The following is a 22,578-nucleotide window of genomic DNA, read 5'->3' on the forward strand; positions in this document are numbered from 1 at the left end:
AGGCACGTGTTTCCGTAGCCTTGCTGGCCGACTTCCCGCGCAATCTGCCGAAATGGAATCTCTTCAGGGCTTAATTTCCCGCTCCTGTTCCGTAAATTAAATGTCCGGGCATGATGCGCCGCGGTATCGGGAGCTGTCTTTGGATTTTCGCAGAATATTTTCCGACAAGGAATATGCACCGCGGCGTGATCTGGCGATCATCCTGTTGCTCTATCTGGTGATTCTGGCTGCTTCTCTGGCTTTTGATTCATTTGACCATGTCATCGATTTCGTCGAGCAGCATGAGGACTGGGAAATTGACGAAGCCCTGACCGGTTTGCTGTTGCTGCCGATTGCGCTGGGAATATTCGCCGCGCGCCGTCTTTCGGAAGCCAAAAAGGAACTCAAGCTCAGGCTTCTGGCAGAAAAGCAGGCGCACGAGATGGCGTTGCACGATCCGCTGACCGGACTGCCCAACCGCCGCAAAGCCAATATGGTGATAGAAGCCGCGCTCAAACAGGCTGACAGCGCCCCTGTCACCTTGCTCGCGATTGATCTCAACCGGTTCAAGCCGGTCAACGATCTCTATGGCCACCAGGCCGGTGACCAATTGTTGCTGGCCGTCGGCGAGCGATTGAAGGCCGCTGTGGCAGACGACGGCTTGATCAGCCGGATAGGCGGCGATGAATTTTGCGCGATGCTCAGCGGCATTCCCGCTGGCGACCAGTTGATCCGCAAGGTCGAAACCCTGTCGGAGGTTTTCGAAACGCCTTTTCTGCTGGGCGATCTGTCGGTTGTGGTGAGCGCGAGCATAGGTGTGGTTACAACCGATGTCCCCGATACTCCGCTCGACAGTCTTTTCTCGCAGGCGGATGCAGCCATGTACCGCTGCAAGGGCACCGGCCGCAATGAAATTGCCTTTTTCGAAGCCGGTATGGAGCAAGCGGCGATCCAGCGGGCGAAGATCGAAACCGATTTGCGCACAGCCATTGTCGAAGGTGAAATCCGGCCTTTCTTCCAGCCATTGGTCAATCTCTATGACGGCGAAATTCTCGGCTTCGAGGCATTGGCCCGCTGGCATATGGCGGATGGCACGATGCGCATGCCGGACGATTTCATCACCATCGCAGAGGAAACCGGACTGATATCGGATCTGTTCTTCGTGATATTGAAAGCGGCCGCGATTGAAGCGAAAAACTGGCCGGTCGGATTGCATTTTGCGGTCAATCTTTCTCCCGTCCAGTTTGGCGACGAGTGGCTTGTCGAACGCATATTGCAGACTCTGGTCGACGTCGGCGTGGCGCCGGGTCGCCTTGAAATAGAAATTACCGAAAGCGCATTGGTCAGTGATCTAGACGTCGCGCGCAATGTTATCGTGTCGCTCAAAAACCAGGGTATCAACATATCACTGGATGATTTCGGCACCGGCTATTCCTCGCTGCGTCACCTGTCGGAACTGCCTTTCGACAAGTTGAAAATCGATCGGTCCTTTGTCCATGGCATCGAAACAAATTCCGCTTCGCAATCGATTGTCCGCGCCGTGACCGCGCTGGCGCATAATCTTGGGCTGCAGGTGACCGCCGAAGGCATTGAAACCTACGACAATGCGAAGAGCGTGATGGATTCCGGCTGTGATATCGGCCAAGGCTTTCTGTACGGTCGGCCCAGCCGGGGTGGGCAACTGGCGCTGCCCGACGGTAGCCGTTTGGAAACCGGCGGCGAGCCGCAGGATGATTCGGTCAAGCCGCACGGCGAAAAAGCGGCTTGAAAATATGACCCGGAGATCGAACCTTTCCGCCGCGATGGCGTCGGTGCTTCTGCTCTGCGCCAGCCCGGCCCTGGCTGGTGAAGGCCGGGTCGATCAGGCCGAAGGGCTGGAGATTGAAGCAGACGCGTTGGAGATCGAGTTCCAGACAATATTTGTTCCCGCTGGCAATGGCGCGAAGGGCGAATGGAAATTCGCTCCGACAATAGAATATGGGTTGAGCGATGCGCTCTCGGTCGGGCTGGAATTCGAGTTCGAGAAAGAATCCGGCGAACCGGCTCTTTTGACCGAAATTGGCGTACAGGCGAAACTGGCGCTGATCAGTCCCGAAGATGCTCCGGTCGGCCTTGGTTTTCAGTCTTCGCTGATTTTCGATCGATCGGCCGATGTTGGATTTGAAACCTATATCATCGCCGAACATGACGGCGAGAAGATCGACGTCATCGGCAATCTGGTTATTTCCGCGGAACCGGGCGACTGGTCCGAACTGTCCGCCAGCTATGTCGGCCGGCTGGATCATGCGATAGATGACAGATATGCACTGGGCCTGGAAAGCGGCGGCGAACTATCCGGCGAGACAAAGGGCAGGCATTGGCTGGGGCCCGTGTTCAGCATGTCCCCGAAAGAAGGCGGCCTGGTCCCGGCTGTAGAATTTTCGATATTCGCTCCCCTGACCGGCAAGACGCCCGATGTACAGATGAGACTGGAGCTCGATTGGGAATTCTAGCCGCCAGATATACTGTCCGCGGGTGCTGCACGGTCGATCCTGTCTGTCTTGTAAACGGGGACATGCATTTGTTGGCTTTGCCCGTCGATTGTATCGGGAGCAGGCCGGAGGCGCTGGCCGTGATTGGTTGTAATCGGGGCAATCCGGTGTCTGACATTCGAAGCCGATAATGAAAATCGTGGAACTTGTAAATTTGAAGCCGGAACATGTCCGTTCGGTTTCCGGAGCGGACTGAATGCGATTTATGGTGAATGTCGCCAAAAATCCCCGCTTTGTCGCGTTGCGGGGGTGCGGATCAGGCGCTGATCAAGAAGCGAATATGTAAACGGTTGTAAATAGGCATCCAAACTTCTGGTAAATCTTCTGTAAATGATAGTAAAACCCAAATCATAAAGCGATGATTAAAAGCAATGTTACCGTATCAAGGCTAGTTGGCCGCTGGGAGAATTAAAATGCGAATTGCGATAGCGGACGATGATTCGGAAATTATCGAGTTTCTGGGAAAAATCGTGGAAGCACAGGGATATGTCTATGTCGGCTATCCCGATGGCACGGCGCTGTCCAACGCTCTGTTGCGCGATACGTTCGACCTCGTAATCCTCGACTGGAACATGCCGGGCAAAAATGGCCTGGAAATATTGCAGTGGATGGAAGGCGCGGTTGAGGATCGCCCGCCGGTAATCATGATGACCAGCCGTTCGGCAAAGCAGGATATCAGCGATGCGCTGAATGCCGGTGCCGATGACTATATCACCAAGCCGGAGGACAAGAATGTCATCGCCGCCCGGATCAACGCCCTGTTGCGGCGGAACAGCGGCGCGTCGGCCATGGAGACCACGGCTGAATATGGCGATTATCTGCTCAATCGTATCGAGCAGACGGTCAGGCATGACGACGAGGAGATCGCGCTCACGGCGAAAGAGTTCGAACTTACTGATCTGATGTTCCGCAACCGTGACCGGACATTGTCGCGCCGCTATATCATGGAGACCGTCTGGCGTACCAACGCGCATCTTGCGACCCGGACGCTCGACATGCATGTATCGCGGATTCGGTCCAAGCTTTCGCTGAAACCGGAAAACGGGTTTCGGATTTTCACGGTTTTCGGCTATGGCTACAGATTGGAGACGTTCAGTAACGGAGGGTAATAGTGTTTGAAGAATTCCGGAATTGGATTCCTTCATCGGGCCTTCGCCTTTTGGTTGCGCTGTGCATCTGCGCCCTGGCCTTCGCACCCGGCGAAACCGCTGCCCAGAAGAAATCCGATGCGGAGCAAATCACCTATGTTTTCAAACGCGGTGATACCCTGTCCAGCCTGGCGAACAAATATTTGCGCAAATGGTCCGACTATGTCGCCGTCCAGCGACTCAACCGGATCGCCGATCCGCATAATATGCCGGTCGGAACATCGCTGCGTATTCCGGTCTCCCTGCTGAAATATCGCCCCAGCGAAGCACGGTTGAGCGCGTTTCGCGGGAATGTCTCGATCGCTTCGGGGGGACAAAACCGCGCGCCGGTCGCCGGCATGAACATTGGCGAGGGCAGCGATATCAGGACCGCTGCGCGCAGTTTCATGACACTGCAACTGGAAGACGGGTCGCAGGTGTCCCTGCCGTCCAACAGCCAGGTCCGGATCACCCGTCTGCGTCATATCCTGCTGACCGACAGCATCGACTATGAACTCGCGGTCGACAAGGGGCGGATCAGATCGAAAGTGGCACCGCTGGACAAAAAGGCGGACCGCTATCGTGTCCGCACCCCGGTGGCGGTCTCTGCCGTCCGCGGCACCGACTATCGGACCCGGGTCGATGACGTTTCCGGCACGGCCTTTTCCGAAACGGTTGAAGGCGAAGTGGTTGTGGCTGCGGGCGAAAGCCTGAACGGCGCGACGCTGGTGGCGATACCGGCCGGTACCGGCGCGGCCGCGACCGCGAGCGGAGCGCTGGCGAAGGCCGAACTGCTGCCACCGCCGGAACTGCTGGACCCGGCAAAAGTGCAGTCGGAGGCGGAACTGCTGTTCGCCGTCGAACCCGGCCCATCGGCCGTCGGCTATCGGATCATCGTCGCCTCCGATGCCGGATTTGTGGATATTGTCGCCGAAGCACAGGTGTCGGGCACGCAGCTGGCGCTGCCGACGCTTCCGAACGGACGCTATTTTGCCAAGCTGACGGCCCTTGCTGCGGACGGCTTCGAGGGCATGCCCGCGACCTACAGCTTCAAGCGCCAGCTCAGCACGCTGGGCGGCAGCGCCGATGCCGGCGATTTCGGCTATCGCTTCAAATGGTTTGGCGAGGGCGAGGGAGAAAGATTCTACCGGCTCCAGATCTTGAAAGACAGTAAGACATCCGTCCCGATCATTGATGAAGCGGGGCTGTCGACCGATACCGTCACCCTGTCGGATCTGGCGGACGGCGAATATTACTGGCGCGTCGGTGTGATCCAGTTTTCCAGTGATCCCGAAGATCCGGAAGCGATCGAGAAATGGACCGAATTCGAAAAACTGACCGTGGCCAACTAGCGGTCCGGGCCCGGCTTTTGACCGTTTCCCCGACATGGCGCTTGCGCCGATGAGATTGCGCCAGCGCCTGGTTGTGGAATGGCTGGCCGTGGCCCTGCTGGCGTCCTGCATGGTATTGGCTCTGGGCTATTGGGACAGCCTGTCGCGCTTCGACAATCTGGTCTATGACCAGCTGTCCGGCATTGATCGCCCGGACCCTTCGCCCGACGTCCTGATCGTCGAGATCGATGAAGACAGTCTCGCCGCCTTTGGCCAGTGGCCGTGGCCGCGGCAAAGGCATGCGCAGCTGTTCGAGCAGCTGGCGACTGGCAACCCGAAGGCCATTGGTTTCGATATTCTGCTCAGCGAACCCGGCGAATCCGGAGCGGATCAGGAACTGGCGCAGGCGATGGCGGGACTCACCAACCTGTTCCTGCCGCTGCATTTCGTGTTCCCCGGCAGCAATGGTGCGGCCTATGATGTAAGACAGCCGATTGCGCCTTTCACCGAGGCTGCGACCGGACTGGGGCATGTGAATCTCGTGTTCGACACTGACGGGGTCGTTCGCCGGGCCAATCTGTGCTTCGGCGACAAGCCGTCGGGGACCGACTGGCCCCATTTGATGGAGAAAATCTATCAGGCGGTCGAGGGCAATGCCTCTCCGGCCTTTGCGCGGCTGGTCAGTTGCGACCAAAGACTGCTGATGCCCTTTGCAGAGCGGGGTGCCTATCAGTCGATATCCTACGCCGCGCTGGCAAACGGGCAGGTCCCGTCCGCCTTCGTGCAGGACAAGATCATATTGATCGGTGCAACGGCGAACGGCATGGGCGACCAATATCCCGTCCCGCTGGGTGATGGCGGTACTCTGGCCGGGGTTGAAATCATGGCCAATCTGTACAGCACGCTTGTGCGCGATGATTTCATCCGGCCGATTTCCTTTATCCAGCAACTGCTGCTTTCGCTGTTGCCGGTCTGGATATTGCTGCTCGGTTTCTGGCGATGGCGTCCGCGGACCACGATCATTGTCTCCTTTTCCCTGATATTGACGATATTGCTGGCCAGTGCCCTGCTCATGCATTTCTCCCTCTGGTTCGCGCCGGGGACCGCCCTGCTGGGCGTTTTGATCGTATATCCCGTCTGGGGCTGGCGTCGTTTGCAGGCGACAAGCGATTTCATGGATGGCGAACTGAAGCATTTCGGCCGCTCGAAGGTCGACATACCGATCATGCGAACGGAACTCGGGCCTGTCGATGTGATCACCGGTCAGGCGGAACAGCTGACCCATGCGATTTCCCATGTCCGTGATTTGCGGCGCTTCATTAGCGATGCGCTCAGGAATCTGCCCGATCCGATGTTCATCACCGATCTTCGGGGCAAGGTAACCTTCGTCAATCGGCTGGCACAGACCGGGATGGAAGACGGGGCTCAGGATCTGGCTCTGGACGACATGCTCGACCGCTTTGTCTCGGCTGACGACTTGCAGGAGGTGAAGGATTATCTCGACCAGAAGAGCAGACCGACAAAGCAGGATTATGTCGAATTTACCTCAAGCGATGGCCGGATTTTCGCCATGCGGCGCGCGCCGGTCGCGTCGGACGAGGGGTTGTTGAGAGGATATATCCATTATCTGGCCGATATCACCGAAGTGGCCAATGCCGCTCAGCAGCGGGAAGAGGTGCTGCAACTGCTCTCCCATGACATGCGGGCACCACAGGCAGCGATTCTGGCGCTTCTGGACGGCAGGGAGGGCGATGAGACGACCGGCCGGATCGAGGGGCATGCGCGTCGTACCCTGGCGCTGGCGGACAATTTCGTCGGGTTGGCACGAATCGACGCGAGCGAGTTTTCCGGCGAGGATATATTGCTCGCGGAACTGGTCGAGGAGGCCAACGACAGTCTCTGGCCCCTCGGACATGCGCGGGGCATCCGCTGCGAAGTCGATGACCAGTCGGATGGCGCCTTTGTCCATGTCGAGCCTTCAAGCCTCTACCGCTCCTTCGTCAACCTGATCGACAATGCGATCAAATATAGCCCGGATGACGGCCTTGTAACGATAGCGATCCGGGTCACCGAACTGGACGGGGAGCCATTTGTCTCGGTTGCCATATCAGACCAGGGCGAGGGCATATCCGAAGGGATACTCGGCCAGCTCTTCGAACGGTTCGCGAGCGATGACAGAATGGCGACTTCCTCCATAAAGGGCGCCGGCCTGGGCTTGAATTTTGTTGCCAAGGTGATCGCCAGACACGGCGGTCATATCAGGGGAGAGAACCGCCGTGATGGTGGTGCCTGCTTCACCGTGCTGTTGCCGCTGGCCCCCGATCTCGAGGATCAGGACGAGTGAATCACTCGACGCCCTGACGCGTGCGGACCGTGCTGCGCGGGTTACCGGTCACTTCCCTGTCGAGACCCGAGAGGGCGGACTCGATCAGGAACGGCAGAGACTGGGCTATCGTGCCCTTGCAATGATATTCTGCAGCGCTGCCGGAATAGAGTTTTTCCCGCGAACTTGGTCAAAAAGGCTGACCGTCAGCCGATGTTCGCGGTCCTTGCAGGACTGAAAAGTCTTCTGCTTTTTCGCTGCAGAAATTGACTGCTCGGCATTCTCGGCACCGGCATCGACCGCGATATCGGCAGGCCGGTTGGAAAGCGCGACATGGAGCAGGATTGATGCGTCCGGAGAGGATTCATAGCCTCTTTCACTGAGCGATTTGGCGACCATATCCTGGGCCAGCGCCAGATCGCGATTGGCGACAGCATCGTCGGGAGAGGTGGTGAATTTTTCTGGGCAGGTGCAGCTATCACCTGATGCGTCTGGACACGGGTTTCTATCGGACCGGCACAGCCGGAAACCGCCACTGCGCTCGCCAATATCCATGAGAGTGATCGGATCATCACATTCTCCGCTGATTTCATTCAATGTGAATGGATAGTCCGCCAAGCCGGAAAAGTCACGCACATTGGCTCGCGCTTTTCGGGTCTATCGGGTGAGCGCGTAGTAGATCACATAGAACCAGGAGAAAAATCCGTGGATGATCGCCCAGAGGATCGACTTGTGCGTGGTGAAGCTGATGGCGATCGCCAGCGCGCTGCCGAAGCCGACACCCTTACTGACGATCTCCTTGCGGACGTAGGTGGCTCCTCTACGCATCGGCGATTCTCCTGGCGCATAATCTTCTGGACGCATCCGTTCGGGCTTGATCTTGTCCACCATGATCAGGCGGCTTCCCGTGCCCGGTCGGACAGTTCCTGATTGAGCATTTCAGCAAGCAGGAAGGCGAGCTCCAGCGATTGCGCGGCGTTTAGACGCGGATCGCAATGCGTATGATAGCGATCGCCGAGCGATGCATCAGTGATGGCCACGCCGCCGCCGGTGCATTCGGTCACATTCTGGCCGGTCATTTCGCAATGGATGCCGCCGGCAAATGTACCCTCGGCCCGGTGCACGGCAAAAAGCCGCGCACTTCGCTGAGGATGCGATCGAACGGCCGCGTTTTGTAGCCGCTTTCCGCCTTGATGACATTGCCGTGCATCGGATCGCAGGACCAGATGACCGGATGGCCCGACTTTTTGACGGCCCGCACCAGAGGAGGCAGACCGCTTTCGATCTTGTCGTGACCAAAGCGCGTGATCAGCGTGATCCGGCCGGGTTCGCGCGCCGGATTGAGTGTGTCGAGCATTTTCAGCAGCGCGTCCGGTGTCAGCGACGGACCGCATTTCAGCCCGATCGGGTTGCCGATACCACGCAGGAACTCGACATGGGCAGAACCCTCGAAACGCGTCCGGTCGCCGATCCACAGGAAATGCGCGCTGGTATCATACCAGTCGCCGGTCAGACTGTCCTGACGGGTCAGGCACTGCTCATAGGACAGCAACAGCGCTTCGTGACTGGTGTAGAAAGAGGTCGCCTTCAGCTGCGGCACGGTGTCCGGATTGATGCCGCAGGCTTCCATGAAGGACAGGGCTTCGCCGATCCGGTCCGCCATTTCCTCGAATTTCTTCGCCCACGGGCTGCGCGCCATGAAATCATGGGTCCAGCCGTGGACCTGCTTGAGATTGGCATAGCCGCCGGTCGAGAAAGCCCGGAGCAGGTTGAGCGTCGCCGCGGCCTGGTTATAGGCCCGGATCATCCGCTCGGGATCCGGATCGCGGCGGTTGGCGTCAAATTCGATGCCGTTAATGATATCGCCGCGATAGCTGGGCAGCTCGACGCCATCCTGCACTTCGACATTGGAAGAACGCGGCTTGGCAAACTGGCCCGCCATCCGGCCGACCTTCACGATGGGCAGCTTTGACGCATAGGTCAGCACTACCGCCATCTGGAGGATGACGCGGAATGTGTCGCGGATATTGTTCGGATGAAATTCCGCAAAGCTCTCGGCGCAGTCCCCGCCCTGAAGCAGAAATGCCTTGCCGGCAGCCACTTCGGCCAGATCCTGTTTCAGACTGCGGGCTTCACCGGCAAAGACCAGCGGCGGATAGCTGCCGAGCAGCTCTTCCGTTTCCGCGAGTTTTGTGGCGTCCGGATATTCGGGCATGTGCAACCCTTCAAAATCCCGCCAGCTATTTGCCGTCCAATTTGTCGCCATTAGAGCGCTCCGCTTCATTTCCAATAAAATCGAGAGCCTTTAGGCGGGAGTCAAGGGCGATGGCAAGGGAAACCCATTGTTGGTTGCCGGCGAAACTATCGGAGAACTGCCGGTTCGGACTAGCTGCCGGGTTTTTCTTCCAGCTGCCGCTGTCGCGGAACTCTGGTTTGATTTGGCTGGCATCGGGCAAGCGCTGTCCGGCATAGGCCTGATCGCCGCCTTTCGCTCTTGCCTGGGCGCTATAATCGGGTGCCTTGTAGGAGCGGGGTGCGTGTATATCGAGCGCCGGCGCAGACCGGTCATTGCGACGGGCACTGTCGGCAGCGAGCGCAGCCGCTCGCTCGGACTGGACGGCTTCCGCCTCTGCCTTGCGCCGCGCTGCCTCATAGGCTCTTTCCAGTGCAATCGGGTCGAGCGAGGGCACAGCGCCATTGTCACGGGCGGCATCCTGTCGGCGGGTGTTCGGTGCCGGTAGTGGTTCTCCGCCCCGGTATTTCTGGCTGAACGCACTGGCCTGTCCGGCATTGCCTTTCCAGCTGTAGAAGCGGTGGGCGCCGACCGTACCGAGAAAGCGCAGGCTTGGTGCCCAATAGGGGTAGACATAGCTGGCGTGATAATGGGTGGCAGTGCCGACCGTCGTGTAGCTCTTGCCGGCCAATGCTTCCGCGGCCACCTTTTTCGCGCGGTTCCAGTGGAAGCTTGCTGCCTTGCGCCGCAGCGAGCCATCGCAAGTATAGGTAAACTGGCAGCCGGTCGTTCGCTCGCTGCCTGATAGATCACGCCGCATACTGTGCCCGGATAGCTGGGGTGGCGGACCCGGTTCAATATCACCTGTGCAACGGCGCGCTGGCCCGCATCGGGTTCCATCCCCGCTTCATAATATATGGCCTGTGCGAGACAGTATAGCGCCCGGCTGTCATCCGTCGCCGAGCCACGGAAAGATGCTTGCCGGATGTGATGGGCTGCAGATGCCTGATCCACTCCATTGCCGGCCATATCCGTCAGACCGTCGATGGTCCCGCTTCCCGGCGCGGCGAGCGGGTCGATGCCCAGCGTGTCATAATTTTGCGGGATCGCATAATCGGGGTCGATAAAATAGAAGGCGGAGCCGGCAAAATTTTCTTCCGCCCGCTCGACCGGCTGCAATCGCGAATCGCTGGGTCTGTACTGCTGCGCGTCGACGCTCGATTGGGGCATGGTGGCCGGAATCAGGATCAGGCTCACAAGAAACAGCGCCGTCAAAATCCGTTCGCGGATCGATAGCCTCGCGAAGGATCTGGCCGGTTTGGCGGCTTGCGGCGGTGTGCTATCCACGGCCTCCGGACGGGGTTGCGCGTCTTCCGCAACCGGATCTTTCCCAACCAGCGGTTCCGGGTGCCGGACAGCATTCCCGTAGTCGGGAATATTGCTGCTCAGAGGCGGGACATAGGGTGGAGGTACGCGCACGTGCTTTTAATGCCTATTTGGCCCAAGCGGGCAGGTGTGGCGGGATATAGCCGTTTATTGCGGCTCCTGCGCGCGGCTTTAACATGCTGTTCCAACATGGGACGCGCCGGGCGTGAATATTAACCGGTTAACGCCGTGTCCCGGGCCTGCCGACGCACCAGAGATTGTGCGATCATATAGCCCGCTATGCCGAATATTATCCCGCCAATCGCCGGAGCAAGGATGATCCCGTCCAGCCCGTAATATTCGCGACCCAGCCAGAGAAAGGGGAGGAGGCCCAGCGTGTTGCGCAGCCAGTTCATCAGCGTGGACCAGCCGGGATGGCCGAGATTGTTGCAGGCGGCGTTGCTGATGAACAACATGCCGTTGAAGAAAAACAGGGGGGTCAGCAGCAGGGCGAACAGCGTGAAGACGTGTCGCCCTTGCCCGACCAGGTTGAATATATCGCTGATCGGTCCGCTGAGCAGGTATAGGATCGGCCAGATCAGCAATGTATAGGCGAAAGCGAACAGCGTCGCCTGGCGGATCGTCGTGCGGACCCGGTCAAATTTCAGCGCGCCAAAATTCTGGCCGATAATCGGTCCGACGGCACCGGACAGCGAGAACATCAGGCAGAATGCAACCGGCACGACCCGGCCGACGACCGCAAAGCCGGCGATTACGTCATCGGGATAATCGGCAATGAAACGATAGGAAATGAAGCCACCGATCGGCGTCGCGATATTGGTCAGGACCGCCGGCAGCAGGATCGCCATGATCGGCCGGATATCGGCGCGAAAATGGGGCATGGAGAAGCGGTCGAAGCCGCCATAATGTCTGATTATCGTGCCGACTGCGTAGAGGGCCGAGACGATTGCTGCGCAGACGCTGGCGACCGCTGCGCCATGGATGCCCCAGTCCAGGCCGAATATGAAAATCGGGTCGAGAATCGCGTTGGTGATGCCCATGCTGAGCGTGACGTGCATCGCGCGTCGGGCAGCGCCATGGGCGCGCAGGAAACCCGAGCAGACCATGGCCGCGACGCTGAACGGCATGAACGGCGCGACGATCCGGATATAGCCGGTTGCCGCCTGGTTGGCCGCACCGTCAGCCCCGGCAAGTTCCAGGATCGCGGGGGCAAAGATGAACAGCAGGACCGCCAGAGGTACCATCATCACCATGCTGAGAACCAGGATATTGGTCAGATAGCGCCGCGCCCGGTCCGGATCGCCCTGACCGATATGGCGGGCGGCTAGGGCGCTGGTGGCAATCATCAGGCCGATGTGGAAGGCGGTGCCGAAAAACAGGATGGTGGCGGCAAAGCCCATTGCTGCGGTCAGCGCGCTGTCGGCAAGCTGCGCGATGTAGAACAGATCGGCGAAATCCACCAGAAATATGGTCAATATGCCAATGCTGGCGGTCAGCGACATGGTCGTGATATGCTTCAGCGGGCTGCCGGTCAGGAATATCGCAGGTTGGGTCGTGATAATATCTGTTCCACTGCAATTCGCCCTGCCGGAACTGGCAATGGCGGAAAAGATATTTTGCCCTATAGTCTTTTGCCAAGGGGTCAATTCCTCTCTATTGGAAAATAATCTTTGGAGAGCGTCGGATGGTCTATCGAAAAGCACTGGTCGGACTGATGATCGCGACATTGGCCGGTTGTTCCGCAGCGGAGGAAGAAAGTGCGTCCTCGTCGGAAGACCGCGGCGTGTTCGAACGCCGCAATACTGCCCCCGACCCGGCCGACAATGCCCTGAGCCCGCGCAGCGCCGAGCAGGCTTATGCCCGGATCGCGCTCAATTGCATCAACAAGCAATATCCCAACAAGATCAGCCATGTCCTCAACAGCGCCGCCGACGTTGCCGAACCGGCAAAGCTGACGCCGGTGTTCTACGGCTGTTTCGACTGGCACAGCGCAGTACACGGGCACTGGTTGCTGGCCCGCCTTTGGGGACAGGATCTGGTCCCCGAAATGGACGAGGAGATTGCCGCGGCGCTGGCAGCGAATTTCACCGCCGAAAAAATTGCCGGCGAACTGGCCTATTTCCAGGCCGCCGACCGCAAGACGTTCGAGCGGCCCTATGGCATCGCGTGGTTCCTGCAACTGACCGCCGAATTGCGTGATATCGCGAATGGCGAGGGCGGCAAGGCCGAGCAGGCAAGGCTATGGATGGCCCGGCTGCAACCGCTGGAAGCCGTGATCGTCGGCAATATCAAGGACTGGTTGCCGAAGCTGGCCTATCCAATCCGGTTGGGGACCCACAACCAGTCCGCCTTCGCCTTCGGTCTGTTCCTAGACTGGGCCGCGCGCAGCGGTGATCGCGAACTGGCCGGTCTGGTGCGCGAGAAGGCCCTGGGTTTCCACCGGCAGGATCGCAATTGCCCGATGGCCTACGAGCCTTCGGGAGAGGATTTTCTGTCTTCCTGCCTGATGGTGGCCGATCTTATGCGACGGGTGATGACTAGCGAGGATTATGCCGACTGGCTGGCGACCTTCCTGCCGGATATCCCCGAAAACGGCAGCGATGACTGGCTGGCTGTCGGCATCGTCAACGATCCGACAGACGGCAAGCTGGTGCATCTCGATGGTCTCAACCTGTCGCGGGCGTGGGCTCTGGAAGGCATGGCTTCCGCGCTTCCAGCCAGTGATCCCCGCCGTGCGTCGCTTCTCGCCTCTGCCAGCCTGCACGGCAATTCCGGAGAACAAGCCGTGCGGACGCCGCATTATTCCGGCAGTCACTGGCTTGCCAGTTTCGCCACCTATTGGCGCACCCGGCGGGGAATTGATGAAAACAGCAGCAATCCGGATTCGTGAAGCCGAATCCCTCCTTTCGACCGGCGAAAGATGCCGGGGCGCAGACACCGTCCCTGTTTAACCGGCTGTTTCCCGTCAATCGCGATCTCGCGATCAAGTCGATATTCGGCGTCTGGGGTGCCTATTTCATCTTTGCGACCAGCCGCGTGCTATATGTAACCCAGGCCAACGCAGATGCACTCTTCGTCCAGCGTATCCTGATGACCAGCATCTGCATCACCTTCACCTGGCTGCTCTACCGGCTGCTGATTTCGGTGCGCCGCAACGGGATGGGCGCTGCCATATTCATGCTCACCGTACCGACCATGATCCTCGCCAATTATATCGCGGTCCTCGACCAGATTGTATTCGACCATGAAGCCGCATTGTTCGACTTTGCCTATCTGCTCAAGCCGGTCGATTTCGAGTCGTTCGACTGGGCCTATGTACTGGACGAGGCATTTACCCGATATTTCATTCTGGCCAGCTGGGGCGCGCTCTATCTGGCCCTGTCGCACAGCAAGGACGTGCAGCGAATGATGGTCCACAGCCGGCAACTGGAACGGGTAAACCGGGCGAGCGAATTGCGGGCGCTGCGCTACCAGCTCAATCCCCATTTCGTCTTCAATGCGCTCAACTCTGTCAGCAGCCTGATCATAGACCGGCAGAACGAGCAGGCGGAAAAGCTTGTCGATGATCTGGCCGACTATATGCGGGCCGTGCTGACCGGCGGCGCCCAGGACATGATCACGGTGGAGCAGGAAATTGCCCAGCAGGTTCGCTATCTGGAAATAGAACGCATGCGTTTCCCCCAGCGTCTCCATTATTTTGTCGATATCGAGCCCGCCGCGAATGACTGGAGCATTCCGGCGTTGATCATCCAGCCACTGATCGAAAATGCCGTGAAATTCGGCGTTTCAGGAGCAGACCAGCCACTCAATATCATCATCTCCGTGCGGATCGAGGGGGATCGGCTCCGGATCAGCGTGGCCAATGACGGGCGGGTGGAAATACCGCCCGCAGAGCCATCTGAGCGAACGGCCGGGACCGGAACCGGCCTGACCAATATCCAGAGCCGCTTGCGCGCCTTGTACGGCCAGAATGCGTCGTTGCTTCTGGCCAACAGCAAGGATGGAATGGCCATTGCCACTATCGTCTTGCCCGATCCCTCCCTGATATTCGAGGATATATGAGAATGGCCAATGCGCTGCCATCAGTCCTGATTGTCGATGACGAGCCGCTTGCCCGCACCCGGCTCAAGGCGTTGTGCGAACGGACCCGGCTCTTTGGCGAGATAAGGCTGGCCAATGGCGGGCGCCAGGCGGTCGAGAAAATCCGGCGACTGCAACCGGATATTCTGCTGCTCGATGTCGATATGCCGGATTTCTCCGGCCTCAAGGTGGCGGAATTCTGTCTGGATCTGGCCCAGATGCCGGAGATCATCTTCACCACAGCGCACAGCACCTATGCGGTTCAGCCTTTCGGCTGGAAGCCACCGACTATCTGCTGAAGCCGGTGAAGGAATCCCTGCTGCGCGAGGCAGTGGAACGCGCCATCGCCAATCGGGCACGCGACGAGAATAACCGGGAGCCGGATGTCGTTCAGCGCCTGTGGGTACAGGACGGCAACGGGGCGCTGCAGCTGATCGTTTCGGATATCCAGTGGGTCGAGGCGGAACGGGACTATATGCGACTATATCTGTCCGGCCGAAGCTTTCTGGTGCACCAGTCGATGCGCTCGCTGGAACGACTGTTGCCGGACGAACTGTTTGTCCGTGTCCACCGGTCTACCATCGTGCGCCGCGACTGTATTGCCGAGATCCGCCGCAAGGGCCGAAAGCGCTATGTTATCTTGCAGGACGGCAACCAATTGCCGATTGGCCCCCGATATGCCGAGCGGATTGCCGGTACGGCTCAGGCCGGACGTCTGGGCGAGTCCGACACCGTTACCGAGTAGCGCGGCACCGGCGCTGGCTGTTTCAGCCCGCCGACATCGACAAAGGCCTGCCTCTCGACATTGTGCGGATGTTCCTTTGCCTCGGTCAGCGACAGGACCGGCGCAAAGCAAATATCGGTTCCCTCCATCAGCTCGCACCACTGGTCGCGGGTCTTGGAGCTGAACAGAGCCGTCAGCTTTTCCTTCAATTTCGGCCATTGTTTCGGGTTCATCTGGGCGTCGAATTCGGCATCGTCCGTGAGGCCCGCCACTTGCCGGAGTTCGGCGTAAAATTGCGGTTCAATCGATCCTATCGAGATATATTTTCCATCCGACGTTTCATAGGTGTCATAGAAATGCGCCCCGGTATCGAGCAGGTTGACTCCGCGCTCGTCCTGCCACTGGCCGATATTGTGAAAGTCGAAAATCATCGCCATCAATGCCGCAGAACCATCGCTCATTGCGCAGTCGACAACCTGGCCCGTGCCGCCTGTTTTGCATGGAGAAGCGCAGAGACCATGCCAAAGGCCAGCATCATGCCGCCGCCGCCAAAATCGCCTACCATGTTGATTGGCGGAGTCGGTTTTTCGCCGGCCCGGCCAAATGCATGAAGAGCACCGGAAATCGAGATATAGTTGATATCGTGCCCCGCCGCGGAGGCGAGCGGTCCATATTGGCCCCAGCCGGTCATCCGGCCATAAACAAGCTGGGGATTGTCGGCGAGCAATATGTCCGGTCCGAGGCCGAGGCGCTCCATGACGCCGGGACGAAAGCCTTCGATCAGGCCATCGGCATTTCTGACCAGATCGCGGGCCATCTTGATGCCCTCTTCCGACTTGAGGTCGATTTCGACCAGATTACGGGAACGGGAAAGCGCAAGGCGTGGATCCGGAGCCGCGCCCGGACGGTGAAGTACGGTCACGGTCGCGCCCTGGTCGGCCAGCATCATGCCGCAAAAGGGTCCGGGACCGATTCCGGCAAACTCGACGATATTGATGCCTGTAAGTGGTCCTGCCATGTCCTGCTCCCGTTTAATCGATTGATTAAAACGTCCTATGCAGGGATGTTTCCCTAATCAAGCTTAATATTGAATAGCGTTTTGCAGGCTAGCGGGGGCGCTGGCCGTTGCGCAAAGGGACGGCTTTCTTATTATGCTGGCGCAGATAGCGCGGCAATTCAGATTTCTTCTGTCCGACCGGTTGCCGGGCGAGTTTGGGGTCGATCGGGTGATCAAAGGCCACGCCGAACCTGCCCTGGGCGACCCAGGCAACATGACCGGTCACCTGGCCGATGTTGCGCAACTCCAGCTGTACCTTGTCGCCCCGCTTGGCGAGTACCGGCGCTTCGGCCATCAGGCCGCCGGCCGACAGGTTGCGAATCCGTACTTCGCCGCAGTCATCACCATCCACGAAGCTCAATGCAGCCTTCAGAAACAGGCTGTCGCGCTCGAGCTCCCGTTTCGAATGGCCGAGGGCCTGGCTGTTCATTTTCAGACTATCGTCAAATGGCTCGTTCATGGGCTTCCCGTGATCGGTAAATGTAAATGCATGTCTCGCATAGGAAGTAGTAAGGCGAAATTGGTGCAAATTTCGTTAATAGTGGTGATGGTTTCTCGCAAAAATTCCGGTCCGGCGGGATTGGCCGGTTGCCCCGATGCAGATGCAGGGCGATCCGGAAAGCTGGTTTTTGCGCCGTAGCGGCAGTTTATCTCACTGATCGCGCGAGATTTTCTCGTTCCGTTCGTGCGCTTCCTGCGCTTCGACGGTCATGGTCGCGATCGGTCTGGCTTTCAGCCGGTCGAGCGAAATCGGTTCGCCGGTTACCTGACAGTAACCATATTCGCCTTCGTCGATCCGCCGTAGCGCCGAATCGATTTTGGACGTGAGCTTGCGTTGGCGGTCGCGGGTCCGCAGTTCCAGGCCCCAGTCGGTTTCGCTCGAGGCCCGGTCATTGAGATCGGCTTCCTGAATCGGACCGTCCTGCAAATGCGCAAGAGTTTCCTTTGATTCTTCGATGATTTCCTGTTTCCATTTTTCAGGGCCTGCCTGAAATAGGCGAGCTGACGCTCGTTCATGAACTCTTCGTCTTCGCTAGGTTCGTACCCGTTCGGGAGGACCATATCTGCGCCATTTTCGCTATTTTTGCGGATGCTTTTTTACCGAGGATGCCAACATACTCTCCAAACATCATGCCTTGCCCGAACTTCGGAAGGCTGGACCATATATAGGGCGGGCCTATACCCAGCGTAGTTATTGGAAACAAGGCGCAAAATCGCTGTTCACTCAATAATCCGGAATTTGTAAAATTTTGCACCGGATTACGATTATTTGGCGCATATTTTTGCACAGCGGAATAGGATCAGGGCGATGGTGATTCTCGCGGAAAATCCGCTTTCTTGCCGTGATATTGCAAGAAACCCGTCTCGATGAGTTCCAATTCGGGACATTAACCGTGAACGGACACAATCTGTTAACCTATTTTTGTGTTTCGGACCCCAAATCAGCGTTAATGCAATTGTTATTTACCATTTCTTCTGTCTTTCTGATGCAAGTCAAGACTGCGAACAAAAGCACGGGCTTCGAGAAGCGGGCTGTTTGAACGAGTCTACAGCGGAAGAGAGATGGATTATGTCGGTACGTATGGCTTTGGCAAAATTATGCGCCTGCACCTGCGGGGGAGCGATGATCGGTGGCGGCGCGGTGCATGTTTCGGAAGCGCCAGCGGCCCCTTACGTCAAGAAGATGTCGAAAAAGAAACCCGTACGGGCCCGCGCGATCAAGCGGGGCGAACCGGCTCGCAAGATCAAGCGGACCAGGCGCACGGTCAGCACGACGACAACGGCCTGCCAGCCATCGGTTGTCACGATTGCTCAGACCCCGGCGCCACAGGCCATCCCACTGCCTCCTTATATTCCGCCCGCTCCGCCTATCAGCAGCACAGGCGGTTCGGTCCCGGTTGTGATCGGTGGCAGTAGCGGTGGTAGCGGCGGATTTTTGGCGGGTTCTTCGGTGGCGGCAGCACCGGTGGCGGCACAGTCGTGATTTCCTCGACCAGCAGCGGCGGTTCGACCAGCACTTCGTCGGGCAGCAGTTCGTCTTCGTCCAGTTCCTCTTCTTCGTCCAGCTCGTCCAGCAGCTCCTCGAGCAGTTCATCCGGATCGAGTGGCGGGAAGCCCGGCAAGCCTGGACACGGTTCCAGCGGAGGGTCTGGCAGCTCCGGCTCTTCAGGCAGTTCTGGCTCTTCGGGAAGTTCCAGTTCATCCGGCAGTTCAAGTTCGTCCTCGTCGAGTTCGGGCAGCAGCTCTACCAGCAGCTCTTCTGGTGCAACGGGCGGGTCTTCCAGCTTCGGCGGCACATCGAGCGGTTCTTCGAGCAGCTCTTCCAGTTCCAGCTCGTCGAGCAGCAGCTCCAGTTCGTCTTCGGGCGGAAGCACCGGCGGATCAACCGGTGGTACGGATGTCCCGGCACCGCCAGTCGTGCTGCTCTTTGGCGCAGCTGCCGCGGCCCTGTTCGCCCGCCGGCGCAAAGCGAAAAAAGCAGTGGCTGCCTGAGCAGTCCAGCACCAGATATTACAGAAAAAGCGGCTGGAGCAATCTGGCCGCTTTTTTCTTTGCAGTCTTGCAAGTGAAACAGACGCTGGGCATAGGCATTTCCCATGCATGATATAAAATATATTCGCGAAAATCCGGAAGATTTTGACGCTGCGCTGGCGAAGCGCGGAGTCGAGGCTGTGGCGCAGAATATCCTGGGGCTGGACGAACAGAGCCGCGCGCTGAAAACCGAAATCCAGGAGGGGCAGGCGCGCCGCAACGAGGCGTCCAAGGCGATCGGCAAGGCGAAGGGGCAGGGCGACGAGAATACGGCCCAGGCCCTGATGGCGGAAGTTGCCGATCTGAAAGGCAAATTGCCCGGAATCGAGGAGCAGGAGCGGGAAGTTTCCGCGCAATTGCAGGACCTGCTGGCCGCGTTGCCGAACCTGCCGGCGGAGGGAGTCCCGCCCGGCGAAGACGAAGATGATAATGTTGAAGTCGCACGCTGGGGCGAACCACGCAACTTTGATTTCGATCCGAAGGAACATAGCGACATCGGTCTGGCACTCGGGCTCGATTTTGAAACGGCTGCAACAATGTCCGGTTCGCGCTTCGCCTTCCTGCGCGGCCAGATGGCGCGCCTGCAACGGGCGATCGGGCAGTTCATGCTCGACAAGCAGACCACGGAAAACGGCTTCCAAGAATGCGCCCCGCCTGTACTGGTCCGCGATCAGGCCATGTACGGTACGGGGCAACTTCCCAAATTTTCCGAAGATTCCTTCCAGACCACCAATGGCCACTGGCTGATCCCGACCGCCGAGGTCAGCCTGACCAATAGCGTGAGCGGCCAGATACTCGATGAAACGCAATTGCCGATACGGCTGACTGCGCTCACTCTCTGTTTCCGGAGCGAAGCCGGGTCTGCCGGCAAGGATACCAAGGGCCTGATCCGCCAGCACCAGTTCGAGAAAGTCGAAATGGTGGCCATCACCCATCCTGACGACAGTGATGCCGAGCACGGGCGGATGACCGAAGCGGCGGAATCGGTGCTGAAGGCGCTGGAACTGCCCTATCGGAAAATGCTCCTCTGCGCCGGGGACATGGGTGCGACGGCACGCAAGACCTATGATCTGGAAGTCTGGTTGCCCGGGCAGGACACCTATCGCGAAATCTCGAGTGTCTCGACCTGTGGCGAATATCAGGCGCGGCGGATGAACGCCCGCTTCCGGCCGGAGGGGGAAGAGAAGGGTACAAGATTTGTCCACACGCTCAACGGCTCGGGACTTGCTGTCGGGCGAACGTTGGTCGCGATCCTCGAAAATTATCAGCAGGCGGATGGTTCCGTGACAATCCCATCGGCCCTGCTCCCCTATATGGGCGGGATCGACAAGCTGGAGCCGGTTTGATGCGAATATTGCTGACCAATGATGACGGTTTCGATGCGCCCGGGATGAAAATCCTGCTCGATATCGCTTCGCATTTTTCCAATGATATCTGGATTGTTGCGCCGTCTGACGAAAATTCGGGCGCCGGCCATTCGCTAACGATCACCCGCCCGTTGCGCATTCGCAAGCGCGGTGACCAGCAATATTCGGTTGATGGAACGCCAACCGACAGCGTGATGATGGCGGTCGCCAAGATCATGAAAGACGGGCCGCCCGATCTTATCCTGTCCGGGGTCAATCGCGGCGCCAATCTCGGTGAGGATGTCACCTATTCGGGCACGGTGTCGGCCGCGATGGAAGGTGCGCTGGCGGGGATTCCGTCAATTGCCCTCAGCCAGGCCTATGCCCGGGGAGATATGGGCGCTGATGTGCCTTTTGATGCTGCCGTGAAATGGGGTGAGCGCGTGCTACGCCCCTGATCAAGCAACGTATGGATCATCGAACTCTGGTTAACATTAATTTCCCGGCCCTTCCGGCGAGCGACGTCAAAGGCGTACAGGTGGTGTCACAAGGCATTCGCGATTATGGCCGGTTGCAAATCGTTAGCAACCGAGACCCGCGCGGCTTTGAATATCACTGGTTCGGGCTGGGGCCGATGGTGGAGACGCCGGCGCACAGCACCGATCTTGAAGCGATCGCCGATGGATATATCTCGGTTACACCGCTGCACCTGGATCTCACCCATTATGATTCTATGGATGGTCTGAAAAACTATATCCCTGATCGGACTCCGTGTTCCCGAGAATTTACTAGGCTTTGGCCAGCGGGGCTGGCAAGCTGCGCTTTTGCTGCTAATAGCCTTTCCGTAGGGAGGGGTTGGTTAATGGGAGCCTATATGCGTCATATTGCGATCCTGATATTGCTCCTGGCAGTGACCGCCTGCATTCCTCCTGGCCGTGCCGATTATACCCTGCCTCCGCCTCCCCCCGAATTGCCTACTGACCCTGTGGTTTACGGCACGGCGCCCGAGCAAGCTCCGCTGTCCACCTGGCAGGCGAGCCCCGTCACCGCCAATGCGCGACGGGTTGAGTCGGGCACTTACATTGTTCAGCCCGGGGATACTTTGCGCGGGATTGCCAACAAGACTGGTGCCGGATCGCAGATCATTGCATCGGCCAACGGGCTGGATGAACCCTATGTCATTCATCCCGGTCAAAGACTGAAAATCACCGCAGGGCGTTATCATGCGGTCAAGTCCGGCGAAACCGGCATCGCTATTGCCCGTGCCTACGGAGCACCATGGCGGGAAGTTGTGACGCTCAATGAACTGGAAGAACCCTATATTCTGCGCGTGGGGCAGAAACTGCTGCTGCCTTCCAGCGCCCCGAGCGATCCGACCCGTCTGAGTATCGAACAGCGCGCAGCTGCCTTTGACCTGGAGATTGACGATATCGTCACCGGTAGCCAGCCAGCGCTCGCCGATGGCGCAGCGGCCGGAGAGGCCTCCGATTGGCGGAAAGCGATAACGCCAAACACGACGATTGCTACGCCGGCGGGCTTTTCCGGGCGGTTCCAGTGGCCGGTAAACGGCCGGATCATTTCCAGCTTCGGGAGCAAGGGCGGCGGCAAGGTAAATGATGGTCTCAACATCGGTGTGCCGAGGGGGACTCCAATCCGCGCATCGGCGGACGGGGTGATTGCCTATAGCGGAGACGAAATCGGTGTATTTGGTGGACTGATCCTGATCAACCACGGCTCCGGCTGGGTCACCGCCTACGGTCATGCCGACAAACTCAACGTGACGCGCGGCCAGAATGTCAAGGCGGGCGACATAATCGGCCTCGCGGGTGAAAGCGGCTATGTTCAGGAACCGCAGCTGCATTTCGAAATCCGCAAGGACCGAAAGCCAGTAGATCCGAACATCCATTTGCCGAAACGCGGCTGAACCGA

Annotated in this window: 18 protein-coding genes and 5 pseudogenes; 13 read left to right on the forward strand and 10 right to left on the reverse strand. The window is 58.6% G+C overall.

Annotated features, from left to right (window positions below; translation table 11 throughout):
• The first annotated feature begins 139 nt into the window (after positions 1-139).
• The 5 genes from C8024_RS16665 (at position 140) to C8024_RS16685 (ending at position 7,312) form a co-directional block, all read left to right on the forward strand.
• A complete protein-coding gene (locus C8024_RS16665) occupies positions 140-1,747 on the forward strand; it encodes a bifunctional diguanylate cyclase/phosphodiesterase (RefSeq protein WP_173207235.1) in 1,608 nt (535 codons plus the stop codon).
• A gap of 4 nt (positions 1,748-1,751) precedes the next feature.
• Positions 1,752-2,471, forward strand: a complete 720-nt coding sequence (locus C8024_RS16670; RefSeq protein WP_173207238.1) for a hypothetical protein — start codon at positions 1,752-1,754, stop codon at positions 2,469-2,471.
• A gap of 452 nt (positions 2,472-2,923) precedes the next feature.
• Positions 2,924-3,619, forward strand: coding sequence for a response regulator transcription factor (locus C8024_RS16675; RefSeq protein ID WP_173207241.1), 696 nt, complete (start codon positions 2,924-2,926; stop codon positions 3,617-3,619).
• A gap of 50 nt (positions 3,620-3,669) precedes the next feature.
• Positions 3,670-4,989: a FecR domain-containing protein gene (locus C8024_RS16680; RefSeq protein WP_217272272.1), complete on the forward strand. Its 1,320-nt coding sequence runs from the start codon at positions 3,670-3,672 to the stop codon at positions 4,987-4,989.
• A 34-nt stretch (positions 4,990-5,023) separates the two neighbouring features.
• Complete coding sequence (locus C8024_RS16685; protein WP_217272273.1) at positions 5,024-7,312, forward strand: CHASE2 domain-containing protein; 2,289 nt, start codon at positions 5,024-5,026, stop codon at positions 7,310-7,312.
• Positions 7,313-7,417: 105 nt separating this feature from the next.
• On the opposite strand, the gene C8024_RS16690 is transcribed toward C8024_RS16685, so the two are convergent.
• From C8024_RS16690 to C8024_RS23715, 5 genes and pseudogenes are all read right to left on the reverse strand, one after another.
• Positions 7,418-7,927, reverse strand: a complete 510-nt coding sequence (locus C8024_RS16690; RefSeq protein ID WP_173207249.1) for a hypothetical protein — start codon at positions 7,925-7,927, stop codon at positions 7,418-7,420.
• A 21-nt stretch (positions 7,928-7,948) separates the two neighbouring features.
• Complete coding sequence (locus C8024_RS16695; RefSeq protein WP_173207201.1) at positions 7,949-8,182, reverse strand: hypothetical protein; 234 nt, start codon at positions 8,180-8,182, stop codon at positions 7,949-7,951.
• Between the two features lie 2 nt (positions 8,183-8,184).
• Positions 8,185-9,557 (reverse strand): annotated as a pseudogene (locus C8024_RS16700) (class II 3-deoxy-7-phosphoheptulonate synthase).
• Positions 9,532-10,344, reverse strand: a complete 813-nt coding sequence (locus tag C8024_RS16705; RefSeq protein ID WP_254306025.1) for a cell wall hydrolase — start codon at positions 10,342-10,344, stop codon at positions 9,532-9,534. Before C8024_RS16705 ends, C8024_RS16700 begins: the two are co-directional and overlap by 26 nt.
• 23 nt (positions 10,345-10,367) lie before the next feature.
• Positions 10,368-10,553, reverse strand: a pseudogene (locus C8024_RS23715) (cell wall hydrolase); the annotation flags it as partial.
• Here C8024_RS23715 and C8024_RS22110 point away from each other — a divergent pair.
• Positions 10,503-10,820, forward strand: coding sequence for a hypothetical protein (locus C8024_RS22110; protein WP_254306026.1), 318 nt, complete (start codon positions 10,503-10,505; stop codon positions 10,818-10,820). The pseudogene C8024_RS23715 and the gene C8024_RS22110 overlap by 51 nt on opposite strands.
• Before the next feature lie 302 nt (positions 10,821-11,122).
• On the opposite strand, the gene C8024_RS16710 is transcribed toward C8024_RS22110, so the two are convergent.
• The gene (locus tag C8024_RS16710; RefSeq protein ID WP_217272274.1) at positions 11,123-12,412 is read right to left on the reverse strand and encodes an MATE family efflux transporter; all 1,290 of its coding nucleotides are present in this window, start codon (positions 12,410-12,412) and stop codon (positions 11,123-11,125) included.
• A gap of 182 nt (positions 12,413-12,594) precedes the next feature.
• Here C8024_RS16710 and C8024_RS16715 point away from each other — a divergent pair, with 182 nt between their 5' ends.
• The 4 genes from C8024_RS16715 to C8024_RS22120 are packed head-to-tail and all read left to right on the forward strand — an operon-like array spanning position 12,595 to position 15,735.
• Complete coding sequence (locus C8024_RS16715) at positions 12,595-13,800, forward strand: DUF2891 domain-containing protein (RefSeq protein ID WP_254306027.1); 1,206 nt, start codon at positions 12,595-12,597, stop codon at positions 13,798-13,800.
• The gene (locus C8024_RS23720) at positions 13,797-14,972 is read left to right on the forward strand and encodes a histidine kinase (protein WP_173207253.1); all 1,176 of its coding nucleotides are present in this window, start codon (positions 13,797-13,799) and stop codon (positions 14,970-14,972) included. The genes C8024_RS16715 and C8024_RS23720 overlap by 4 nt, the downstream gene beginning before the upstream one ends.
• A gap of 2 nt (positions 14,973-14,974) precedes the next feature.
• Positions 14,975-15,289, forward strand: a complete 315-nt coding sequence (locus tag C8024_RS16725) for a LytTR family DNA-binding domain-containing protein (RefSeq protein ID WP_173207254.1) — start codon at positions 14,975-14,977, stop codon at positions 15,287-15,289.
• A gap of 5 nt (positions 15,290-15,294) precedes the next feature.
• On the forward strand, positions 15,295-15,735 hold the full coding sequence (locus C8024_RS22120) for a LytTR family DNA-binding domain-containing protein (RefSeq protein WP_173207256.1): 441 nt from the start codon (positions 15,295-15,297) through the stop codon (positions 15,733-15,735).
• Here C8024_RS22120 and C8024_RS16735 read toward each other — a convergent pair.
• From C8024_RS16735 to C8024_RS16750, 4 genes and pseudogenes are all read right to left on the reverse strand, one after another.
• A pseudogene (locus C8024_RS16735) lies at positions 15,693-16,732 on the reverse strand (CaiB/BaiF CoA transferase family protein). The gene C8024_RS22120 and the pseudogene C8024_RS16735 sit on opposite strands and share 43 nt — an antisense overlap.
• Before the next feature lie 88 nt (positions 16,733-16,820).
• Positions 16,821-17,231 (reverse strand): PilZ domain-containing protein, encoded by a 411-nt coding sequence (locus C8024_RS16740; protein WP_240616679.1) that lies wholly within the window; start codon positions 17,229-17,231, stop codon positions 16,821-16,823.
• A 192-nt stretch (positions 17,232-17,423) separates the two neighbouring features.
• Positions 17,424-17,833, reverse strand: a pseudogene (gene dksA / locus C8024_RS16745) (RNA polymerase-binding protein DksA).
• Between the two features lie 809 nt (positions 17,834-18,642).
• Positions 18,643-19,146 carry a hypothetical protein gene (locus tag C8024_RS16750; protein WP_217272275.1) on the reverse strand — a complete coding sequence of 168 codons (504 nt, stop codon included), beginning with the start codon at positions 19,144-19,146 and terminating at the stop codon, positions 18,643-18,645.
• Positions 19,147-19,368: 222 nt separating this feature from the next.
• Here C8024_RS16750 and serS point away from each other — a divergent pair, with 222 nt between their 5' ends.
• The 3 genes and pseudogenes from serS (at position 19,369) to C8024_RS16765 (ending at position 22,573) form a co-directional block, all read left to right on the forward strand.
• A complete protein-coding gene (gene serS / locus C8024_RS16755) occupies positions 19,369-20,649 on the forward strand; it encodes a serine--tRNA ligase (protein ID WP_173207260.1) in 1,281 nt (426 codons plus the stop codon).
• Positions 20,649-21,370, forward strand: a pseudogene (gene surE / locus C8024_RS16760) (5'/3'-nucleotidase SurE); the annotation flags it as partial. The gene serS and the pseudogene surE, both read left to right, overlap by 1 nt.
• 153 nt (positions 21,371-21,523) lie before the next feature.
• On the forward strand, positions 21,524-22,573 hold the full coding sequence (locus C8024_RS16765; protein WP_367947403.1) for a peptidoglycan DD-metalloendopeptidase family protein: 1,050 nt from the start codon (positions 21,524-21,526) through the stop codon (positions 22,571-22,573).
• The last annotated feature ends 5 nt before the right edge of the window (positions 22,574-22,578 follow it).

Origin of the sequence: Sphingopyxis sp. BSNA05, from assembly GCF_013265645.1 — a bacterium.
GTDB lineage: Bacteria > Pseudomonadota > Alphaproteobacteria > Sphingomonadales > Sphingomonadaceae > Parasphingorhabdus.